Annotated in this window: 13 protein-coding genes; 2 read left to right on the top strand and 11 right to left on the bottom strand. The window is 63.8% G+C overall.

All coding sequences use genetic code 11. The features are described 5' to 3' along the window. Positions 1-75: 75 nt before the first annotated feature. Together NKJ32_RS18480 and NKJ32_RS18475 are read left to right on the top strand one after the other, a co-directional pair. On the top strand, positions 76-1,212 hold the full coding sequence (locus NKJ32_RS18480) for a vWA domain-containing protein (protein WP_352828400.1): 1,137 nt from the start codon (positions 76-78) through the stop codon (positions 1,210-1,212). Then, positions 1,212-2,099 (top strand): amidohydrolase family protein, encoded by an 888-nt coding sequence (locus NKJ32_RS18475; protein ID WP_352828397.1) that lies wholly within the window; start codon positions 1,212-1,214, stop codon positions 2,097-2,099. The genes NKJ32_RS18480 and NKJ32_RS18475 overlap by 1 nt, the downstream gene beginning before the upstream one ends. 213 nt (positions 2,100-2,312) lie before the next feature. On the opposite strand, the gene NKJ32_RS18470 is transcribed toward NKJ32_RS18475, so the two are convergent. The 11 genes from NKJ32_RS18470 to NKJ32_RS18420 all read right to left on the bottom strand — a co-directional run bounded on the left by NKJ32_RS18470 (position 2,313) and on the right by NKJ32_RS18420 (position 15,380). Then, positions 2,313-2,720 carry a carboxymuconolactone decarboxylase family protein gene (locus NKJ32_RS18470; protein WP_352623397.1) on the bottom strand — a complete coding sequence of 136 codons (408 nt, stop codon included), beginning with the start codon at positions 2,718-2,720 and terminating at the stop codon, positions 2,313-2,315. Positions 2,721-2,910: 190 nt separating this feature from the next. Beyond that, positions 2,911-4,407: a sugar ABC transporter ATP-binding protein gene (locus NKJ32_RS18465; protein ID WP_352828394.1), complete on the bottom strand. Its 1,497-nt coding sequence runs from the start codon at positions 4,405-4,407 to the stop codon at positions 2,911-2,913. Further along, positions 4,407-5,465 carry an SMP-30/gluconolactonase/LRE family protein gene (locus tag NKJ32_RS18460; RefSeq protein WP_352828391.1) on the bottom strand — a complete coding sequence of 353 codons (1,059 nt, stop codon included), beginning with the start codon at positions 5,463-5,465 and terminating at the stop codon, positions 4,407-4,409. Before NKJ32_RS18460 ends, NKJ32_RS18465 begins: the two co-directional genes overlap by 1 nt. Continuing rightward, positions 5,462-7,585, bottom strand: a complete 2,124-nt coding sequence (locus tag NKJ32_RS18455; RefSeq protein ID WP_352828389.1) for an ABC transporter permease — start codon at positions 7,583-7,585, stop codon at positions 5,462-5,464. Before NKJ32_RS18455 ends, NKJ32_RS18460 begins: the two co-directional genes overlap by 4 nt. Positions 7,586-7,802: 217 nt before the next feature. Continuing rightward, positions 7,803-8,828 (bottom strand): sugar ABC transporter substrate-binding protein, encoded by a 1,026-nt coding sequence (locus NKJ32_RS18450; protein WP_352458300.1) that lies wholly within the window; start codon positions 8,826-8,828, stop codon positions 7,803-7,805. A 57-nt stretch (positions 8,829-8,885) separates the two neighbouring features. Continuing rightward, positions 8,886-9,872 (bottom strand): ABC transporter permease, encoded by a 987-nt coding sequence (locus NKJ32_RS18445; protein ID WP_023675789.1) that lies wholly within the window; start codon positions 9,870-9,872, stop codon positions 8,886-8,888. 280 nt (positions 9,873-10,152) lie between these two features. Further along, positions 10,153-11,595 carry a DHA2 family efflux MFS transporter permease subunit gene (locus NKJ32_RS18440; RefSeq protein WP_352828386.1) on the bottom strand — a complete coding sequence of 481 codons (1,443 nt, stop codon included), beginning with the start codon at positions 11,593-11,595 and terminating at the stop codon, positions 10,153-10,155. Between the two features lie 226 nt (positions 11,596-11,821). Further along, entirely contained in the window at positions 11,822-12,622 is an 801-nt protein-coding gene (locus NKJ32_RS18435; RefSeq protein ID WP_023675787.1) for a 3-methyl-2-oxobutanoate hydroxymethyltransferase, read from the bottom strand. Between the two features lie 37 nt (positions 12,623-12,659). Further along, the gene (locus NKJ32_RS18430; protein ID WP_352594166.1) at positions 12,660-12,974 is read right to left on the bottom strand and encodes a MocE family 2Fe-2S type ferredoxin; all 315 of its coding nucleotides are present in this window, start codon (positions 12,972-12,974) and stop codon (positions 12,660-12,662) included. Positions 12,975-13,018: 44 nt separating this feature from the next. Continuing rightward, the gene (locus tag NKJ32_RS18425) at positions 13,019-14,107 is read right to left on the bottom strand and encodes a fatty acid desaturase family protein (protein ID WP_352828383.1); all 1,089 of its coding nucleotides are present in this window, start codon (positions 14,105-14,107) and stop codon (positions 13,019-13,021) included. A gap of 91 nt (positions 14,108-14,198) precedes the next feature. Next, positions 14,199-15,380 carry an aldose 1-epimerase family protein gene (locus NKJ32_RS18420; RefSeq protein ID WP_352465285.1) on the bottom strand — a complete coding sequence of 394 codons (1,182 nt, stop codon included), beginning with the start codon at positions 15,378-15,380 and terminating at the stop codon, positions 14,199-14,201. Positions 15,381-15,413 lie beyond the last annotated feature (33 nt).

Here is a 15,413-nt window from a genome sequence, read left to right as displayed (position 1 = left end):
GAGCGGAGCGTCAAAGCTGCCAATCTCCCCCCTTGAGGGGGAGATGTCCGGTAGGACAGAGGGGGGCGCGAAGGAATGATGCGGGGAGAAAGCTTGCCGCGCGCCGCAACCCCAATGCTCGGCTTCGGCCGGCTGCTCCGCCGCTATGGCTTTGCTGTCGCGCCGGAGCAGGTATTAGACTTCATGCAGGCCGTAACCCTGCTCGGGCCGCGCTCGATGGCCGATATCCGCGAGGCCGCCCTCGCCACGCTGGCGCCGCCGCCCGACCGCCGCGACGAATTCGAGGCGCATTTCCGGAGCCATTTCTATGGCAGCACCGCTGCCGTGGTCGAAGGCGAGGCCGACGAGGAAACGCGCGTCAAGGACGATGGCGGAACGAGCCAAGAGGGAATCGAAGTGATCCGCCAGGAGGAAGGCGGCGAACTGTCTTCGGCGAGCGAACAGTTGAGCGTCCGCGAGTTCCATCGCGATAGCGACGGGCTTGCCGCCTTCCGCCGCAAGCTCGCCACCGCTTTGCCCGCGCGCCGCTCCTTCCGCACCGTGCGCACGAATGCCCGCGGCAAGCTCGACCTGCGCCGCTCGCTGCGCGAAATCGTCAGTGCCGACGGCGATATCCCCTCGCCGCTGCTGCGCCGGCGGCAGACAGTGCCGCGCAAGCTTCTCATGCTGATCGACGTGTCCGGCTCGATGAAGCTCTACACATCAGACTATCTCAAGCTGGCACACGCGGCGGTGCAAGGCGCCGACCGGGCGGAAATCTTCACTTTCGGCACACGGCTGACCCGTATCACCTCGGCGCTGCGCATTCGCGACCGCGACCAGGCGATGGCCCGCGCCGCTGCCCAGGTCGACGACTGGGACGGCGGCACCCGCATGGGACCGACGCTGCTCGCGTTTCTATCGGTGCCGCGCTTCTCCGCGTTTGCGCGCGGGGCGGCAATCGTCATCCTGTCCGATGCGCTGGAGCGCGGCGACCATGCCGAGCTGGAGACGGCGATGCGCCGGCTGAGCGCGCGCGCCTTTCGGCTTTCGCTGGCGACGCCGTTGGCCGGCGACCCGCGCTTCCGGCCGGCCACGGCAGCACTTCGCGCCATCCTGCCGGTGCTCGACGATCTGGTCGACGGCTCCTCGATCGCCGGCCTCACCGATTTCATCCTGTCGCTCGCCCGCCCCGCCCCGGCGGCCGCGGCAATCTGGAAGAGGGTTTTGTGATGCAGAAGGCGATCGACGCGCATTTCCACATCTGGCGCCGAGAGGACCAGCCCTGGCTGCGCGGGCCGATGGTGCCGCGCATCTTTGGTCCCTACGAGCCGATCCGCCGCGATTATCCGATCGAGGAATTCCTCGCCGACCAGCAAGGTTCAGGCGTCGAGAAGGCGGTCTATGTCCAGACCAACTGGGCCAAGGAGGATTTCGAGAACGAGGTCGCATTCCTGCAGAAGACCGCGGAAGAAACCGGCTGGCCGCACGCCATCGTCGGCTATGCCGATATGACGGTGGACGATATCAGGCCCCAGATCGACCGGCTGAAAAAATATCCGCTGCTGCGCGGCGTGCGCATGCAGCTGCACTGGCACGGAACGCCGGCCTTCCGCTTCGCCGCCTCGGCGGATCAGGTCATCGACCCCAAGGTGCGGGCCAATGTCGCGCGGCTGAAGGATTACGGCCTGTCCTTCGACCTGCAGCTTTTCCCCGCCCAGATGAAGGACGGGCTGACGCTCGTCGGCGACAACTCCGAGACGAATTTCATCCTCACCCACGCCGGCATGCTGACCGACATGGAGCCGGAGACCACCGAGGCGTGGAAGTCCGGCCTGCGCACGCTGTCAGCGGCGCCCAACCTCTATGCAAAGCTGTCCGGCCTCGGCACCTTCGTCCACCGCAACGACCCGGCGCTGATCAGCTATATCGTCGACAACGCCATCGACATCCTCGGCAGCAATCATCTGATGTTCGGCTCGAACTTCCCGATCGAGAAGCTGTGGACCAGCCACGCCGAGCTGATCAGGGCGCACCGGGAAGCGGTGGGCAAGCACGGCACGGCGGCAGAGGCGGATATCTTCTGGAACACTGCGGCGAAGGTTTATCGGCCGGTGTAGCGCGCATCCCTTCTCCCCTTGTGGGAGAAGGTGGATCGGCGCGTAGCGCCGAGACGGATGAGGGGTGCTGGAAGAAACTCGGCGGAGAAAATCCCAGCGATTTGAAGCGCTTACGTCTCCAAGGCCGCGATCCGTCCAGCACCCCTCATCCGACCGAGCTTCGCTCGGCCACCTTCTCCCACAAGGGGAGAAGGGAAGGCGCCGCGCCTCACCTCACCGCACCTCGAACTCCGGATCGACCGGGATCTGCAGCGCTGTCACCATCTGGTTGGTTTGCCCGGCCAGCCCGATGATCGACACCAACTCGCCATGCTGCGCGTCGGTCATGCCTTTGGCCCGCGCTGCGGCGGTGTGCGAGTGGACGCAATAGGAGCAGCCATTGGCGGTCGAGACCGCGATGTAGATCATCTCCTTGGTAAGCGGATCGATGGCGCTGTCAGCGACCATCACCGCCTTGAGCTGCTCCCACACCCGCTTCAGCGAGACCGGATCATTGGCCAGCCCGCGCCAGAAATTGTTGACGAAATCGGATTTGCGCGTCGCACGGATGTCGTCGAATACCGCCTTCACGGCGGGAATCGCCTGGACCTCGGCATCGGTCAGAAGTCTTGTGGTGGCCATGGGCAGGCTCCTTTCGTTTGAATCGATGAGAGAGGTCATTGAATTGGCTTGGTAGCGAATGCGGCTAACGTGCTCGGGTGATTCAGTTTTTGCACGCCGGCCCAGAACCCTGGAGATGCAGAGCCCCTCACCTTCGTCATGTATGGATTGGCGACTCGGCCAATTGTCGAAGTACGCATCTGCCAGAAACCTAATGCACGGCCGCGTACATGATCTTCTCCTCCGTGGCCTCCGCAGGCGAAAACTCCTCGACGATGCGGCCTTGCCGGCAGACCAGGATGCGGTCGGAGAGGTTCATGATCTCCGGCAGGTAGGACGAGATGACGACGACGGCGAGGCCTTCATCGGCCAGCCGGTTGATGATCTGGTGGATCTCGGCGATGGCGCCGACATCGACGCCGCGCGTCGGCTCGTCGAAGACGACGATGCGCGGCTTCTGCACCAGCCCCTTGCCGATCACCACCTTCTGCTGGTTGCCTCCGGAAAGCTCGACCACGCGGGCATTGTCGTTGATCGCCTTGACGTTCAGCGTCCTGGTCCATTCGGCAGACATCGCCCGCATCTCCTGCGCGTTGATTACCCAGCCCTTTTCCCGCCCCGCCGCCAAAAAGCCGCCGAACAGGTTCTCGGCGACGTCCATCGTCTCGAAAATCCCCTCGCTTTTGCGGTCTTCGGTGACATAGACGATACCGTCCGCCACCGCCTCGCTCGGCACGAGATAGCGCACCGGCCGGTCGTGCAGTTCGATGCTGCCGCCGCGCAGGAAGTCGCGCTTGTAGATGCCGGAGATGATCTTGAACGTCTCGGTGCGGCCCGAGCCGATCAGCCCGAATACCCCGGTGATCTGGCCCTCGAAGATCGAGAAGGAATTGTTGCGCACGACATTGCTCATCGAGATGTCCTGCACCGACAGCACCTTCTTGCCGGCCTTGCGCAGCCTGGTCTCGTCGCGCTGGCTGTAGAGCTGCCCCGAAAGCGTGCGCCCGACCATCGCCGCGACGATCCTGTCGCGATCGAAAGCGGCGGTATCGTCGGTGATCACCAGCTCGCCGTCGCGCAGGATGGTGATGCGGTCGGCGATATCAAGCGCCTCTTCGAGCGCATGGCTGATGAAGACGATCGACACGCCCCTTGCCTTGAGCCGGCGGATGAGCGCGAAGAAGTGCCGCTTTTCCTCTGGCGTCAGCGTCGCCGTCGGCTCGTCGAAGATGATGATCTCGGCATTGTGGTGGACGGCGCGCGCGATCTCGACCATCTGCCGCTTGGCGGCGCCCAGCGTCGCCACCATGGCATTGGGGTCGACGGGAAAATTCAGCGACTGCAGGAACTGCTGCGCCGAGATGTAGGTGCCGCGCAGCCGGTTGAGAAAGCTCTCGGTGCCGAGATAGAGGTTCTGCGCCACGGTCATCGACGGTACCAGGCTGGTCTCCTGGAACACCATGGCGATGCCGGCTTGAAGCGCCGCATGCGGCGAGGCGTAGGCGATCTCCTGACCATTGTGGAACATCTTTCCCGATGTCGCGTCGACGACGCCGGCGATGATCTTGGTCAGCGTCGATTTTCCGGCACCGTTCTCGCCGAGCAGCGCGTGGATCTCGCCCTTGCGCAGCTCGAAGCTGACATTCTTCACCGCGGGCACACCGCGATAGGTCTTGGTCACGTTCTCCAGTCGGACGATCGGTTCCATCAGCGATGCCCTCCTGAAGCCAGGTCGATGGCCAGCAGGCAATCGCCGCCTTTCGAGGCAATGAACAGGCGACCGTCTGTCTCCGCCACGCTGCAGATGCCGTGGCGCGTGCCGTTGGCGCGGCTGTGCAGGCTGAATTGCGGCCGCATCTCCCGATCGAGCCTGACCACCAGCCCGTAAGAGCGGCTCGGCGACCACGGCTTGTGGATGCCCATGCTGCGGATGCCGCCGCATTGCAGCGGCTCGAGGAAGCTGCGGTTGGAGGCGAGCGCCGGCGCGATCCAGTGTTGCGGCGACACTTGCGCCAGCATGTCGTTCCGATAGTGCGTTTCCTGCAGCACGAATTCGATCAGACGGTTGCGGGGCGCAAACAGCGCCAGCCAGGCACCGCCATCGGCGGCGGGCGATAGCCGCGCGGGATAGCCGGGCAGATGCGCCAGCGTGGTCGAGAGGCTGCCTGTCGCGCCGTCGAAGCGGACGAGTTGGTGCCGCCAGCTCTCGCCGACCAACACGTCCTTGCCGGTTGGATGCAGCCCATAGGGAAAGGCGATGTCACCGGCGAGCTTGCGGATTTCGCTGCCTGCCGGATCGCGCTTCCACAGCGAACCCGACGCCCCCTTCTTCATCAGATCGGCGGCCCATTCCGACGGCCCGTGTTCGGCCGAGCCATTGGCCAGCCAAAGCGTGCCATCTTCCGCATAGGCGAGTGCTGTGATGCAGCGGATCTCGGCCGGCAGGGCGGCCTCCTTGCCTGCAATCAGCAGCCTGCCGCTTTCGAGCCCGACCGTCAGTTCGCCGGCGGGCGAGCGCGCGAGCGCTGTGACCGCGGCCGGAAATGTCTCGACCAGAACAGGCGCGCCACCGGCGGCGAGCGCGTAGACGGCATTGCCGCTGGACGCCAGCAGCTGACCGTCAGCGATCAGCAGATTGTCAGGCTCGGGCAGTTCAGCAAAGGCCGCAGCATCGTCCAGCAGCGTATTCGGCCTGAAGGCACCGTCTAGCGGCGGGATTGTCACCGCCTTGCCGCGAAAGATGTCGAGGATCGGGTCCAGCATCATGGCTTGGCACCCCAATAGGAAGCGGGGCTGGTCCAGTTCGGGTCGGCGCCGGCAATCCGGTAGCGGCCGATCCGGTTGTTGAGGATGCCGCCCACGAACAGAAAACCCTTGTGCTCGCGCATCGAGGTGACCATCGGATGCGCGGTGCCCGACAGGTCGCCCATCGCTTCCACGATGCCGCCTTTCTCGTCAAATTTCACCACACCGCCGGTGTTGATGTTGGGAAAAAGCCATTCGTCCTGCGGCAACCGGCGCGTCATGCGCTTGCGCATGTCGGGGTGCCGCAGCGACAGGTCGAAGCTTGGCGTGCGCATGCCAAGCCAGGCCATCCAGTAATTGCCGTCTGACGCTCGGTTGATGTTGTCGGGGTAGCCCGGCATGTCGCGGATCACGCATTCGGCGGTGCCTGCTTTCGGCCCCACCAGCCAATAGCGATGCACGCGGCAGGCCCAGCTTTCGGCAAAAAACAGCGACTTGCCGTCATGCGCCATGCAGACGCCGTTGGTGTAACGGTAGCCGTCGAGCAATGTCTTGGTCGAACCGTCCTTCGGATCATAGACGAGCAGCCGCCCGGTGGCGCGGTTCTCGATCGAGTCCAGCGCCCAGTCGTGCGCGTCATAGCGCTTGGTGGAATCGGTGAAGTAGATGCGGCCGTCCGGCGCGATGTCGCAATCATTGGGGTCGCGCAGCCGCGCATCGTCGACGATCGAGGTCCAGGAGCGCGACGTTTCCGCCGAAAGCCGCTTCACCTCGCGCTGCGGCGAGACCGAATAGAGGCCCATCGCGCCAACGCAGCTGATCAGATCGCCTGTCTTGTCGAAGGCCAGGCCGAGCGGAAAGCCGCCAATATGGGCAAAGACCTCCGAGCGTTTGTAGTCCGGCGCGAAGAAGCGGACGATCTCGCCATGCCTGGTGCCGCAATAGAGATGGTCGTCGCGGTCGAGGATGACGTCTTCCGGCCCTTCCAGCTCGCCGAGCCCGATATGGTCGGCCTCCGACAATCGGTTGTCGAGTTCGTAAGGCGTGCCCGAGCCCGGTGCAGCCGACTGCGTTGCCCCCATCTTCAGATAGACCGGTGCGACATAGACCTCGTCCAGCACCTTGTGGCGGTTCTTCAGCCAGCGAATGTCGATGGTGACGGCGACGGCCAGCATGATGCCCAGCACCATCTGGTTGGTGCCGGTGCCATAGCCCAGCCGGATCAGCCCGTTGGTCATGGTCAGCACGATGATCGCGCCCATCAGCCCCTTGATCACCGAACCGCGGCCGCCGCCCAGGCTGACGCCGCCGACGACCGCCGCCGTCAACGCCATGACCTCAAGGTTGAGGCCGGTTCCCGGCCCTGCCCCGCTCAGCCGGCAGGCGATGAGAAAGCCGCCGAGCGAGGCGCAGAAGCCGGAGAACACATAAGTCATGAACACGGTGCGGCGCACGCGGATGCCGGCATTGTGGGCCGAGCGCCGCGACCCGCCTACCGCCTGCACATGCCAGCCGGGCCGCGAGCGCGTCAGCGCGACGTGGGTAATGATGGCCAGGATAATCGCCGCCCACACCGCAACCGAGAGGCCCCAGAAGGTGTCATCGCCGATGAAGTCCAGCACATCCGATGTGGCATCGGAAAGCTGGACGTCGGCGGCATAAGTGGTGACTAAAATGTCGAACAGCGCCCGCCCGAAAATGAAGGTGACCAGTGTCGTCAGGAACGCGCGCAGCCTGAAATAGCCGATCAGGTAACCGTTGATCGCGCCGAACAGCAGGCCGGTGACGATCGAGGCGGCCAGCGCCAGCCACACCGACTGTTCGAGGATGAAGAAGACGAACACGGCGGAAAAACAGGACAGCGCGAAGATCGAGCCGACCGAAAGGTCGATGCCGCCGCCCAGCATGACCACCGTCATGCCGATGACGACCAGCGAGAACTCGCCGAGCTGGCGGGTCGATTCCTGCAGCGACATCGGCTTGAAGAAGCCGGGAATGATTGAACCGAACACGCCGAGCGTCGCCACCAGCGCCAGGAACGGAATGGCGTTGTCGGTCCAGCGTTTGCTCAATATCTCGCCGACGAGATGGTCGGGCACGAGATTGTAGCGCCAGGACTGGAGGCGTTCGCGAAAGGACATCGGTTGCTGCTATTCGAGAGAAAAGGGAAAAAGAGGCCGGGCTATCCGCAGAACAATCGCCTCAGGTTTGCGCTGCCCCTCACCCTTACCCTCTCCCCGTATAGAGACGGGGAGAGGGGGTCGCCAGCGTTGGAGCGTATCCCTTCTCCCCGTCACTATACGGGGAGAAGGTGCCGGCAGGCGGATGAGGGGCAGCGCCAAGCTCAGGAAAGCCGGCCTACTTGGCCGCAGCTTGGGCTTGCAGTGCTTTCAAGTCCCAGCAGCTGTCCGGCTTGAGGTCGGCCTTGGTCGTCGCCTTCTCCAGCGTGTAGATGTAGGTGTGCGAGGTGCCGGCCGGCTGGCCACTCTGCAACAGGAACTTGATGACGGCGTTCATGTCGCCCGACTGGCGGGCAAGGTCGGTCATCACCACCGCGCCATAGGTGCCGTCCTGCAGCTTGTCGCAGTCGGCGGTCTTTTCGCCACCGCCGGTGGTGACCAGAAAGACTTTGCCCTCGAGCTTGGCATCGCGGATCGCGGCCGATGCGCCGGTCGCGTCGCCGTCCCAGAAATCGATGATGGCGCAGATGTCGGGGTTCTGCTGCAGCATCGTCGTCGTCACGTTGCGCGAGGTCGTCGCATCCCAGTTGGAGTCCGGCTTGGCCACGACCTTGAAGTCGGGGTTCTTGTCCAGCACCTTCATGATGCCGGCATACTGGTAGAGGCTCGATGAGTTGGCCTGGTCGCCCTGCACCAGCCCGATCTTCTTGGAGGAGTTCGGCCCACAACCCTTGATCGCTGCTTCGGCTTCCAGCTGGCCGAGGCGATCCCAGTCGCTGCCGACAAAGGCATCGGCCGGGAAGTTCGCCGGATTGTCGACCAAAAGCACATAGGTGCCGGCCGCCTGCGCCTTCTTCATCAGCTTGGCATAGGAGTTGAGGTCGGGCGAGTGGATGATCAGCACGTCCGGCCTGGCGTCCGACGAGATCGCGTCGGTTATCGCCTGCGCGCCGGCATCGACCACCCAGTTCGGGTCACGCGTCTCGAACACGCCGCCCCAGGCCTCGACCTCCGTCTTCAGGTAATGCGCCCAGCCCTGTGCCAGGTCGAAGCCCATCGCCATCGGGACCAGCATCACGCGCTTGCCCTTGAGTGCTTGCGAATAGGCGCCCGGACCCGGATCTTCGGCCGCGAAGCCTGGCGCCACGAATGCGGAGGCGGCAAGCGCTGCCGCGGCAGCCATAAACGTCCTGATGATTTTCATGTCACATCCTCTGGTTTGGTATGTCGTTCGCGGCCGGCCCCAACCGTTCGCGTCAGTCTAAATGTCGCCTTGCTGCGCGGTCTGCTCGTCGCGCGGATTGATGAACCCATCGACGATGATCGCCGCCAGCAGGATCGCGGCCTTGATCAGGTTCTGATAGAGCAGCGGAATGTCGATGATGGTCATCGCGTTGAGCAGGATGCCGATCAGCGCGGCACCCACCAGCACGTTGCGCACCCCGCCCCGCCCGCCAGACAGACCGATGCCGCCGATCACCGCCACCAGCACGATGTCGTAGAGCAGCGTGGAATTGACGATGCGGGTGTTGATCGAATGCAGGCTGGCGGCGGTGAGCAGGCCGGCCACCAGCGAGACCAGGGCCGACAGCACGTAGCGCAGCACCAGCATCGGGCGCACTGGAATGCCGATGTTGCGCGCGGCGACCGGGTTGTCACCGGCGAAATAGACGTAGCGGCCCCATTTGGTGTAGCGCAGGAACAGGAAAAAGGCGAAAGCCAGCCCGGCGAAGACAAACACCTCGACCGGGATGTCGAGGAAACGCAGCCCGCCCAGAAGCTCGACCCAATGGCCGGGCGGCACCGGCACGGCGTCCTGTGTGATCAGTTGTGAACGCACATAGCCGAAGACGAAGGATGCGGTCGCCAGCGTCACGAAGATCGCCGGAACCTCGGCGTAGGCGACCAGGATTCCGTTCAACAGCCCGATGGCGAGAACGCCAGCGAGCACATAGGCGAAGGCCAGCCCGTCGGATGTTCCCGAATTCAGCAGTTGCAGATACCAGGCGACCGACATCGCCATGATCGCCACCGCCGACAGGTCGATGCCCCTGCCGATAATGACGACCGCCATGCCGAGCGCCAATATGCCCAGCACCGAGACCGAGCGCACGATCGCAACGAGATTGTTCGAGTTGATAAACCCGGGCAGTCCGATCGCGGCGGCAATGAACAGCACAACCGCGATGGCAAAGACAATGCCCTCCTGGTTCAGGCTTCTCCAGTTTAGCCAGCCGGTCGCGTTCATTGCCCGCTTTCACCCGCGATGGCTACGCCCTGCTCCCTCTGCGGCCATCGGAACGAAAGCTAATCGGCTCAAGACCAATTCGTCAAATGAATCCGCGCATTGCAGGCCGGCTTGCGAGGAAATTCTGCGGTTGGACGCGCCGATTGGCGAGGCTGGCGCAATGCCAGGAACTCAAGCACTTTTGCAATTAACCGTGCCAATCGAACCGCTCGCAAAAGTTTGTTCCACAACGAGCAAAGCAGGCAGAATTTATGTCCGCGCTCGCCGCGCAGTTTCTGCGTCAAATCCGCAAAACATGGCCCGAGACCTCGGCGCCGGCAGCCTTCGCCAACGCCAGAAAGCGGAACGAGGCGACGAGACCGATTGCCCCGATCACCAGGAAGGCAAGGCGGAAGTCGACGAGATCGAGCGCTGCCGCGCCCCTGGCGATCTGTGACAGGTTGAGCAGTGCCGCCGCCACCGCCACGCCGAACAGCATCGCCACCTGCTGCAGCATGCTGGACAATGTCGCCGCCGAACTACGCTGCTGTGAGGCCACATCGGCGAAGGCCAGCGTGTTGAGCGCGGTGAACTGCATCGAGCGCGAAAGGCCGGCGATCAGCATCAGCACCACCACCAACGCTTGCGGCGTCTGCGGCGAAAGCGCCGCGCAGGCCATGATCGACAAGGAAGCGATCACCCCGTTGACGATCAGCACCGAACGGAAGCCGAAGCGCCTCAGCGTCGGCGTCGTCACCGCCTTCATACCGAGATTGCCGAGGAAATAGGCCAGGATCATCATGCCAGCATCGATCGGGCTCAGGCCGAAGCCGACCTGGAACAAAAGCGGCAGCAGGAACGGCGTGGCGTTGATGGCGATGCGGAAGATCGTGCCGGCCGACAGCGTCGAGATGGCGAAGGTCTGCACCTTGAAAGCTGTGAGATCGAGCAGCGGATGGTTGGCGCGTCGCAGATGCCGCATCGCCAGCCAGCCGACCAAAATGCCCGTGCCGAGCAGTGCCACGGTCGGCAACACACCCTCCTGCGGATGCGCGATGCGCTCGAGGCCATAGAGCATCGCGGCGAGCCCCACCGAGGTCAGCAGGAAGCCCGGCCAGTCGAGCGGCTTGGCTCCGGCTTCGCGGTCGCTGGGAATGAAGCGGGCAACCAGCGCCAAACCGGCAACCCCAAGCGGAATGTTGATGAAGAAATTCCAGTGCCAGGAGAGATAAGTGGTGATGAAGCCGCCAAGCACCGGCCCGACCACCGGCGCAAACAGCGCCGGCCAGGTGATCAGCGCCGTGGCGTTGAGAAGCTCGGATTTCGGCGCGTTGCGCAGCACCAGGATGCGGCCGACCGGCGTCATCAGCGCGCTGCCCAGGCCCTGAACCGCGCGTGCGGCGACGAACTCGGCCAGGTTCTGTGAGATGCCGCAAACGAGCGAGGCCAGCGTGAACAGGGCGATCGCCACGAGGAAGATGTTGCGCGCGCCAAAACGGTCGGCAAGCCAGCCGGACAGCGGCACGAACACCGCCATGGTCAGCATATAAACGGTGATGCCGATGCTCATCGCCACCGCCGGCACGCCGAAGGATTCTCCCATCTGCGGCAGCGAGGTCGAGATGATGGTCGAATCCAGAAGCTGCATGAAAAAGGCGACGGCGACGATCAGCGCCACCCGCCGGGCTTGCCGCGCCGCCGGCGCGGTTTCGGGCAAGGCTTTGTTTTCGGGAATGGCGGTCATGCGCAGAACTGTCCGACGGGGAATCTTCTCCCGCTCCATCGGCAACCGCCCAATTGTCCGGCAAACCGATGACGCACCGGTTTCAACAGCATCTGGCCGGTGCCGTCCAGACCTAGTCCAACAAACTTTCGTGTGGCATCGCAGCCGGTTATGCGATGACCTGGCCCTGGCGCCGAACCGGCCTTTTACGATCCGCGATGACGCTTTGTGCCGCTGCCGGGGCGTCTTATGCGGCTTCGATCTTCTCCAGGAACAGGCTGAGCTGGTCCGGGTCCATGTGCACGACGTGCCTGTCTTCGGGATAGGCCAGGCTGTTCACATCGGCGACATATTCGGAAAAGGCGGCGATGCGTTCGGCCTGCAGGCGATCGTATTCGGCGGCGAAATTGCGATAGACCTTGGAATGGCGCGGCATGTGGCCACGGTTCTGGCCGAGGATGTCGTCGGCGAACAGATATTGCGCGTCACAGCCGGTGCCCGCTCCCATCGACAGCATGATCAGCGACGTCCGTTCCGAGATCGCCTTGGCCACTTCCACCGGCACCACTTCGATCTCGGCGCCGATCGCGCCGGCGGCCTCCAGTTGCTTCACCGCTTCGAACACCTGCATGGCGGTGTCGGCGGTCTTGCCGACAGCCTTGAAGCCGCCGGTCCAGGTGGCGCGTGACGGGATGAGGCCGACATGGCCGATTACCGGAATGGCGTCGTCGGCCATCCGCTTGATGGTGGCATAGCCGGCGCTGCAATAGACCGCATCGGCGCTGGCCTTGTAGAGCCGGAACGCCCAGCGGACGAAATCATCGGCGGTGCCGATCTCGAAGAAATTCTCGCCCGGCATGGTGAACAGGCTGGGTGCCGCATCGCGGTATTGCGGATTGAGCACCAGCTCCGGTGGCACCGAGACGATGTCGACGCCGGCGCGTTCGGCGGCCTCGGCCTCGTCCATCGTCAGCACGCGCAGCATCGTCAGCTGCCGCTTGCCCTTCATGGCCCGCAGGTCTGCGACGGTCGGTCTTTTCCGGCTCATGGATTTTGGTCCCCTTTGCTACGTGACAGAAGGCCGGTCAGGCGATCTGGATCATCACCTTGCCAGCTTCCACCTTGACCGCATAGGTCTGCAGATTGACACAGACGGGAGCCCCTTTGGCCTGGCCGGTCTTGTAATTGAAGCGGCCATTGTGCTTTGGGCATTCGATGATGTCGTCCATGACAAGCCCATCGGCCAGATGCGCCTTCTCATGCGTACAAAACCCGTCGGTGGCGAAGAATTCATCGTCCGGCGAACGGTAAATCGCGAAGGTGCGGCCGCCATGGTCGAAGCGAATGACGTCTTCCTCGTCGACATCGTCCACGGCGCACGCTTCGACCCAATCGGCCATTCTATATCTCTCCTGAAATTTTCTGCATGGCGCCGGTGCGGTGCCTATTCAGCCGCCGCCGACATGTTCACTTCGTGGAACTCGCCACGATAGGGCCTGGCCGTTGGCGGCAGTTCGCGCTTGAGGAAATAATCCTCGTATTTGAGCTGCCTGAGCAGGACCGGCCAGACCTCGCGATAGGCATGCCATATCGACGGGTTCGGCTCCGGCAGATCGTGCTTGATCAATTCATGCAGCCTGGGCAGCGCGTGATAGGGCACCATCGGAAACATGTGGTGCTCGACGTGGTAGTTCATGTTCCAGTAGATGAACCGGCTGATCGGGTTCATGTACACGGTACGGGTGTTGAGCCGGTGATCGACGACGTTGTCGGCCAGACCGATGTGTTGCAGCAGGCCGGTCATCACCATGTGCCAGGTGCCGTAGAGGCGCGGCACGCCGATGAGCACCACCGGCACCCACGACTGCATGTAGAGGGCGAGTGTTATCGTGGCGATGTAGATGGCAATATGCCAGCGCGCCGCGATGACGGCCTTGTGCTGTTCCATCTCGGGAACGTAGCTTTTCTCGTCGGGCGTCAGCTTGCCGAACGCCTGGCGTACCAGTGCCGGAAGCGAATAGCGAAAATCGAGGATGCCGGTGAAAGCCAGCGCCGCACGCAAAAGGTCCGGCGGGCGCATCACGGCGATCTCGGCGTCGCGGCCGACGATGATGGTGTCGGTGTGGTGGCGGGCATGGCTCCAGCGCCAGGTCACCGGGTTGCGCATCAGCATGAAGCTGGCGATCTGGTAGACGACATCGTTCATCCAGCGCGTGCGGAAGGCAGTGCCATGGCCGCATTCGTGCCAGCGCGAGTCGCTGGAGGAGCCGTAGAGCACGCCGTAGACGAAGAAGAACGGCACGCACCACCAGGTGCCCCAGAAATAGATGGCGCCGGCGGCGGAGCCGAGGATGGCGACGATCCAGATGATCGTGTCGCGGATCGCCGGGCTGTCTGAGCGCTGCATCAGCTCCTTGATCGCCTTGCGAGGGACATCCGTGTGGTACCACTCCGCCGAGGCCAGTCCCGTCTCGATCGCCCTGCGCGTGCTTTCGCCGACCAGGCTGTAATCGCGCTTTACCGTGCCAGCCATTGTGACCTCCGATTCCCGATCTGCCGCGAGCCCTCCCCGCTCCGGCCGGAGCCAGCCTCCCAACTGGTGTCCCGTATCGTCTTCGCCATTATCACGACCTGCCTCCAAGAACAGGAAAATGGCCCGACGGCTGGGGATAATCCTGCTGCGGCTGCCTGGCGATTGCCGCGATCCGGCTCTCGGCGACGGCGATCTCGCCGGCGCCGTCGAGAACCCGGAAAACGGCATTGTAGGAGCGGCTCTCGCCATGCTCCAGCCAGATCATCTCGCCGCGTTCGCGCGCCGCCAGATTTCCCAGCACATGATGCGTCGAGGGCTCGATCCCAAGCGCGTACTGCCCGGCCTGGAAATTCTGCCATTGATAGGCGCAGGGCAATTGGTCCTTGCGCGTGACCACCTCGAAGCCGAGGCCGAGCCTATCGTTGACCACCGCCACCGGGACTTCGCCGGCGCTGTCGGCGCCGAGTTCGTGCTGCCAGACCTGTTCCTTGAATCCCGGTTGCGGCGCCGGCACCGTGCGGTAGCCGACCTTCTGCGCTTCATAGCGCTCGCCGGCATGGCCTGCCCAGACGACGTCGCGGATCGGCGCCAGGTAGCGCGCGCCCTCGTCGAGCACCGGATGGCTGACATTGATGTGGTAGAAATACATATGCGGCGTACGGTTGAAACCGTGATTGACGACACGGTCCGAAAGCCGGATCTCGTTGCCGCCGACATTGGCCTCGATCCGCCGCAGCAGGTGCAGATCTTCGCCGAATACAGTCGATTGCTGGACGATGCCTTCGGCCCACAACACGCAGCGGTCGCCGTCCCAGGTCTCGCCATAGCCGGTCAGCCGCGCCGGAATGGTGCTGACGCGGCCGTGCAGCGAATGGCGCACCGTCTTCTTCGGCGGGTAGTTGTAGGTATCGGCCGGTACTTCGTTCATGAACAATATATGGTCGAGGCCGCAGGTCAGCAGAAGGCCGGAAAACGACCGCGCCCACGCCAATCCCTCCTCGCCTTCATACTCGTGCAGGCCGGGATGGCGAAAACCGCTCGGCGAGTGCCAGCCGATCGCCTGGCCTTTGAAGTCGCAGTCGGCGATATCGAGCGCCCGGTCGACCAGCGCGGTGAAGCGCAGGCCGGAGCCGGTGCGGAATTCGAGCATGCGGATGCCGCGCTCGACGCCGTCGCCAAGCGTCATCAGCCGCACGCCGGCGAACTGCGACAGCATGCCCGAGCGTTCCGAGACCTGCCGGCGCGACAGCGTCTTGCCGTAAAGCTCTACCATGTGACGGCCAGTTCTTTCACTTTGCTCCCCTCC

Source organism: Mesorhizobium sp. M0159 (assembly GCF_040322295.1).
GTDB lineage: Bacteria > Pseudomonadota > Alphaproteobacteria > Rhizobiales > Rhizobiaceae > Mesorhizobium.
Note: the sequence above shows the minus strand (reverse complement) of the source record. Positions and strands in the feature narration are given on the sequence as shown.

Bases quoted from the DNA above. Each gene is read 5' to 3' on its own strand.
- NKJ32_RS18480 (WP_352828400.1), top strand. From the start codon at position 76: ATGATGCGGGGAGAAAGCTTGCCGCGCGCCGCAACCCCAATGCTCGGC.
- NKJ32_RS18475 (WP_352828397.1), top strand. From the start codon at position 1,212: ATGCAGAAGGCGATCGACGCGCATTTCCACATCTGGCGCCGAGAGGAC.
- NKJ32_RS18470 (WP_352623397.1), bottom strand. From the start codon at position 2,720: ATGGCCACCACAAGACTTCTGACCGATGCCGAGGTCCAGGCGATTCCC.
- NKJ32_RS18465 (WP_352828394.1), bottom strand. From the start codon at position 4,407: ATGGAACCGATCGTCCGACTGGAGAACGTGACCAAGACCTATCGCGGT.
- NKJ32_RS18460 (WP_352828391.1), bottom strand. From the start codon at position 5,465: ATGATGCTGGACCCGATCCTCGACATCTTTCGCGGCAAGGCGGTGACA.
- NKJ32_RS18455 (WP_352828389.1), bottom strand. From the start codon at position 7,585: ATGTCCTTTCGCGAACGCCTCCAGTCCTGGCGCTACAATCTCGTGCCC.
- NKJ32_RS18450 (WP_352458300.1), bottom strand. From the start codon at position 8,828: ATGAAAATCATCAGGACGTTTATGGCTGCCGCGGCAGCGCTTGCCGCC.
- NKJ32_RS18445 (WP_023675789.1), bottom strand. From the start codon at position 9,872: ATGAACGCGACCGGCTGGCTAAACTGGAGAAGCCTGAACCAGGAGGGC.
- NKJ32_RS18440 (WP_352828386.1), bottom strand. From the start codon at position 11,595: ATGACCGCCATTCCCGAAAACAAAGCCTTGCCCGAAACCGCGCCGGCG.
- NKJ32_RS18435 (WP_023675787.1), bottom strand. From the start codon at position 12,622: ATGAGCCGGAAAAGACCGACCGTCGCAGACCTGCGGGCCATGAAGGGC.
- NKJ32_RS18430 (WP_352594166.1), bottom strand. From the start codon at position 12,974: ATGGCCGATTGGGTCGAAGCGTGCGCCGTGGACGATGTCGACGAGGAA.
- NKJ32_RS18425 (WP_352828383.1), bottom strand. From the start codon at position 14,107: ATGGCTGGCACGGTAAAGCGCGATTACAGCCTGGTCGGCGAAAGCACG.
- NKJ32_RS18420 (WP_352465285.1), bottom strand. From the start codon at position 15,380: ATGGTAGAGCTTTACGGCAAGACGCTGTCGCGCCGGCAGGTCTCGGAA.